This is a genomic window from Actinophytocola sp., from assembly GCF_035712165.1.
Classification (GTDB): Bacteria; Actinomycetota; Actinomycetes; order Mycobacteriales; family Pseudonocardiaceae; genus DASYTH01.
This window is the reverse complement of the sequence record NZ_DASTBH010000371.1, coordinates 1-5,323: the sequence shown is the minus strand read 5'-3', so window position 1 is coordinate 5,323 and position 5,323 is coordinate 1. Positions and strand designations below refer to the sequence as shown.

Genomic DNA, 5,323 nt, shown 5'->3' with positions numbered 1-5,323 from the left:
CAACCACGACAACCACCACACCGACGCCGACGACCACCCCGACCACAACCACGACCACCCCCACCACGACCACCCCCACCACGACTACCCCGACCACGACCACTGGGCAGCCGGCGCAGCCATTGCCGCCGTTGCTTGTGGCGGTCGGGGACTCCGTGACTTCCGGGCACGAGGCGCGGCCCGTGCGTCAACCGAACGGGGCCGTGGTGTTCCGGACCACCTGCGACGACCCGGCGACCAGCTGGGCCGAGGATCTCCGCGCCCTGCTCCGGGTTCCGGCCAACCGCTACTTCAACTTCGCCCACAGCGGCGCCAAAACCACCGACGTGCTCACCACCTCGCCCTACACCAACGGATGCGGAGCCGTCTCCCAGCAGGCCAGGACCCAGATCGCCGACGCGGTCGCAGTCCTGCAGAACAACCTCAGCCGCGCCGGCAGCGCCAACGTCGCCGTCACCACCGCCGGCATCAACAACACCAACTGGGTGACCGTGGCCGGGAATCTGGTCAGCCGCCAACTCGGTCTCGGCGGCGCCCCGGCCTGGGCGGTCGCCAACGCGGCCGCCTGCACCGACTACGTGCTCGGCAACCCCAACGGCAGCCCGGGCGCACCGGGCGGCCTGGGCGCAGCCGTCCCGCCCGCCTGGGACGGGCAGGCCCGCGCCGGCGCCATCACCGCGGACGTCGCCCAGATCGCGATCAGGCTGATCACCGCCGACCCCGGGGCGCAGGTCCGGCACCTGCTCTACTACAAGTGGAACAACGACCCCTACATCCCGCCCGCCTGCGTCGCGGTGGCGCAACGGTCCACCGACCTGCTCAACGGCTGGATCAGCCTCGGCATCGTCGTCGCGCAGATCCAGTGGGCGACCGCCGGCTTCAACCCCAACCGCATCGGCGTCGGCTGCGCCCAGACCTGGCTCCTCGGGCCGCAGAACGTCCAGATGACACTGACCTCGTCAGGCATCCCCAACAACATGCAGGTCCCCGGCTGGCCACACCCCAGCATGGCCGGACGCGCCGACCTCGCCGCCTGCGTCGACCGCCTACTCCCCCGAGCACAGGGCGGCGGGGTCGCCTGACCCGGTCGATGAGCCGGAAGTCTGCCGGAAGTGCGGGCATACGGGGCTTCCGCTGCTCGTGGCGAGTGGTTACAGTTTGATGTTGAGCTGTAATTGCTTGGCGACTGGGGAAGGTCATGTCCTTTGCTGTGAGTGCCGCGCGCCCGCGTCCGGGTCGCGCCGGGTCGGTCGGGATCGCGATCGTGTTGCTCTGCGGGGTGGTGACCGGGGTGACGGCGCCGCCAGCGCTCGCCGAACCGGACCCCGCGCCGGCCGTGCAGCGGGTGAATCTCATTCCGCACAAGGACTTTCCGTTGGCCCGGCGGCCGGTGACGAAGTCGCCCGCCGCGCCCCGCCCGGCCACCGCGTGGCCGGCGGGCGGCAGCGCGGTGGTCCAGTTGTCCGGCAGCACGGCGCCGGAGACGAGCCGTAGGGCCGATCTCGGCGCGGCCGTGCCGGGTCTGGTTCGGGCCGGGGACCTGCCGGTCACCGTCGGCGCGACCGGCGCCGGGTCGGTGCGGGTGACGCTGGCCGAGCCGGCCACGGCACACCGGGCGGGCGTCACCGGCGTGCTGCTCTCGCTGGCGGCGGACACCGCCCTGTCGACCTCGGTCGGGGTGGACTACTCGGGATTCCGCTATGCCGGTGGCGCGGACCTCGGCTCCCGGCTGCGGCTGGTGCGGTTACCGGCATGTGCGCTGAGCACCCCGCAGGTGCCGTCGTGTCTGGTCCAGACCCCGGTGTCGTCCCACAACGACCCGCTGACCCAGGTGGTGACCGCGCAGGTGTCGGTGCCGGCGGCGGCGGAGCGGTCGCGGGCGGCCGATCTCGGCACCGCCGGCCCGGCCATGGTGCTCGCGGCGGTGGCCGACGCGTCCGGTCCGCAGGGCTCGTTCGAGGCCAGTTCGCTGGCGCCGTCCGGATCCTGGTCGGTCACCGGCAACTCCGGCGCCTTCTCCTGGTCCTACCCGATCACCCTGCCGCCGGTGGCGACCGGTTCGACCGTGACGCCACAGGTGGGCCTGTCCTACGGATCGGCCGGAGTGGACGGCCGCACCTCCGACACGAACAACCAGACGTCCGCGATCGGCCAGGGCTGGGACTACAACCCTGGTTACATCGAACGCACCTACCGTCCCTGCGCCGACGACGAGAGCCTGCCGCAACCGCAGCGCACCGCGGACCTGTGCTGGGCCGGGCAGATCGTGACGATGAACCTGGGCGGGCAGACGGTTCCGCTGGTCTACGACGACAACACGCACACCTGGCACGCCGCGACGGACAGCGGCGCCCGGATCGACCTGCTGACCGGGGCGGCCAACGGGGTACGCGCCGGCGAGCACTGGCGGGTCACCACCCCCGACGGGGTGAGCTACTGGTTCGGCCGGCAGCGCGGTCCCGGCTACACCAACCAGGAGCAGACCAACTCGGCGTGGACGGTCCCGGTCTACGGGCCGCGGGCCGGGTGCGCGCCTGCGCCGTGCACGGAGGCGTGGCGGTGGAACCTGGACTTCGTCGAGGATCCGCACGGCAACGTCTCGATCTATTACTACACGCCGGAAACCAACTTCTACGGGGCGAACAACGGCACCGCGGGGGTGTCCTACGTCCGGGGCGGCATGCTGTCCCGGATCGACTACGGGCTGCGGACGGTCGCCGGCAGCGTCTACGGGCAGACCGTGCCGGGGCAGGTGGTGTTCGCGTTCACCGAGCGGTGTGTGCCGGACGCCGGATTCTCCTGTGACCCTGCGCTGTTCAACTCGGACAACGCGGGGAAGTGGCCGGACACCCCGCAGGATCAGCAGTGCCTGGCCGGCGCGGTGTGCAACAACCACTCGCCGTCGTTCTGGTCGACCAAGCGCCTGACCACGATCACCACGCAGTACAACACCGGCGGCGGGCCGGTCCGGGTGGACCAGTACCAGCTGGGCCAGGTCTTCCCCGGCATCGGGAATCCCGAGCTGCGGCTGGACTCGATCACCCACACCGGTTTCGACAAGGACGGCGGGTCGATCGCCCTGCCTCCGATGCAGTTCACCAGCCAGCTCTACGACAACCGGGTGCCCGGGTTCAACACCCTGCCGGCCATGGCGCACTGGCGACTGACCGAGATCGCCACCGACACCGGCTCGATCGTCCAGGTCACCTACAGCCAGCCCGACTGCGGACCCGGCAACATGCCCACCGACCCGGCACACGTCACCAAGCGCTGCTTCCCGGTCTACTGGACCCCGCCGTTCAACCAGAATCCGATCCTGGACTACTTCCACAAGTACGTGGTGACCCATGTGGCGGTGCAGGACCGCAACGCCATGTCGCCCACCCAGCACACCTCCTACACCTACCTCGGCGAGCCCGGCTGGCACTTCGACGACAACGAGGTCGTCAAACCCAAACACCGCACCTACGGCCAGTTCCGCGGCTACCCACAGGTCGAGATCCGCACCGGCGACGGGCAGGACGTGCGGACCCTGGTCCGCAGCACCTACTTCCGCGGCATGTACGGCGACGTCCTACCCGGCGGGCTGCGCCGCACCGACACGGTCGGCAACTCGCTGGGCGAGAGCGTGCCGGACACCAACCTCTACTCCGGACAGGTCCGCGAGGTACAGACGTTCAACGGCGACGGCGGCGCCCAGACGTCCAGCCAGATCAGCGACCCGGTCACCGTGGCCACCACCGCCACCCGGGCCCGCACCGGGCTGGACGCGTTGACCGCCAACGTCGTCGCGGTCAGCCGGAGCAGAACGCTGACCACGCTGGCGGCCGGCGGCACCCGCGTCTCCTCGACCAGCAACCGCTACGACGCGCTGGGCCGGGTGCGGGCCAGCACCCAGTCCGGCACCGGCCTGCCGGACCTGTGCACCGTCACCAGCTACGCGGAGCACACCGGCACCTGGATCCGCGACCGGGCCTCCGAAACCGTCACCTCGCAGCAGTCCTGCCCGGCCGACGGCGTTGCCCAGCAACACATCCTCGCGGCGAGCCGGACCTACTACGACAACTCCGACACGCTGGGGGCGGTGCCCGGAGCGGGTGACCTCACCCGCACGGATTCGGCCAGCGCCAACACCAACGACGTCCTCACCTTCGCCACGACCGGCAGGATCGGCTACGACCCGGCCGGCCGGCCGGTGACCAAGACCGACGCGCTCGGCCGGGTCACCCGCACCGCGTACACCCCGGCCGACGGCGGCCTGCTGTCCACAGTGGTCACGACGAACGCCAAGCTCCAGCGGTCGACGCTGGAGCTGGAACCCGCGCGCGGCCTGACCGTCGGCACCGTGGACGTGGGTGGCCGCCGCACCGACGCCACCCACGACCAGCTCGGCCGGCTGACCGCGGTGTGGCACCCCGGGCGGGTGAAGGGTCAGGACTCGGCCAACGTCACCTACGCCTATCTGCAGCGCACCGAGGGCCCGCTGGCGGTCACCACCCGGACCCTGGTGGACTACGGCGACGGCACCAACTACGTCACCGGCATCAACCTCTACGACGGTCTCGGCCAGCTCAGGCAGGTCCAGGCCGACGATGTGAGCGCCCCCGCAGGAGTCTCCAACCGGGTGGTCAAGGACATCTTCTACGACAGCCACGGTTGGCAGGTCCGGTCCAACAACCGCTGGGCCACAACGGGAGCACCGGAGACCACGCTGACCCGAGACGTTCCCGACTCGGCGGTGGACGACCGGACGGTCACGACCTTCGACGGCGCCGGGCGGCCGGTCATCGTGGCCGCCTACCGCGGTCTGACCGAGACCTGGAACACCCGGACGATCTACGGCGGCGACCGCACCACGGTCATTCCCCCGCGCGGTGGCGTCATCACCACGTCGGTCACCGACACCTCCGGCCGGGTCAGCGCCCTGCAGCACTACACAACGCCGCCAACGGTCAACGGCGACGTCGTCACCGGCGGAACCTTCCAGACCAGCGGCTACCAGTACACCGCGCTCGGCCAGCTCGAGCGCATGACCGACGCCTCCGGCAACGTCTGGACCTTCGGCTACGACCTGCTCGGCCGGCAGACCCGGGCCGCCGACCCCGACTCGGGTGTCCGCACGTCCAGCTACGACCTGGCCGGCCAGCTGACCTCGACCACCGACGCCCGCCAGCAGACGCTGTCCTACAAGTACGACGCCCTCGGCCGCCGCACCCACGAGTACTCCGGGCCGGTGAACACCGGCACGCTGCTCGCCTCGTGGACCTACGACACCGCCCGCTTCGGGGTGGGCCGGCCGGCCTCCAGCACCCGGTTCACCCCG

The 5,323-nt window shown here is 71.0% G+C and carries 1 protein-coding gene and 1 pseudogene; both read left to right on the top strand.

Annotated features, from left to right (window positions below):
- Positions 1–182 precede the first annotated feature (182 nt).
- Positions 183–1,082 (top strand): hypothetical protein, encoded by a 900-nt coding sequence (locus tag VFO68_RS20455; RefSeq protein WP_325159944.1) that lies wholly within the window; start codon positions 183–185, stop codon positions 1,080–1,082.
- A gap of 128 nt (positions 1,083–1,210) precedes the next feature.
- Positions 1,211–5,323 (top strand): annotated as a pseudogene (locus tag VFO68_RS20450) (type IV secretion protein Rhs); the annotation flags it as partial.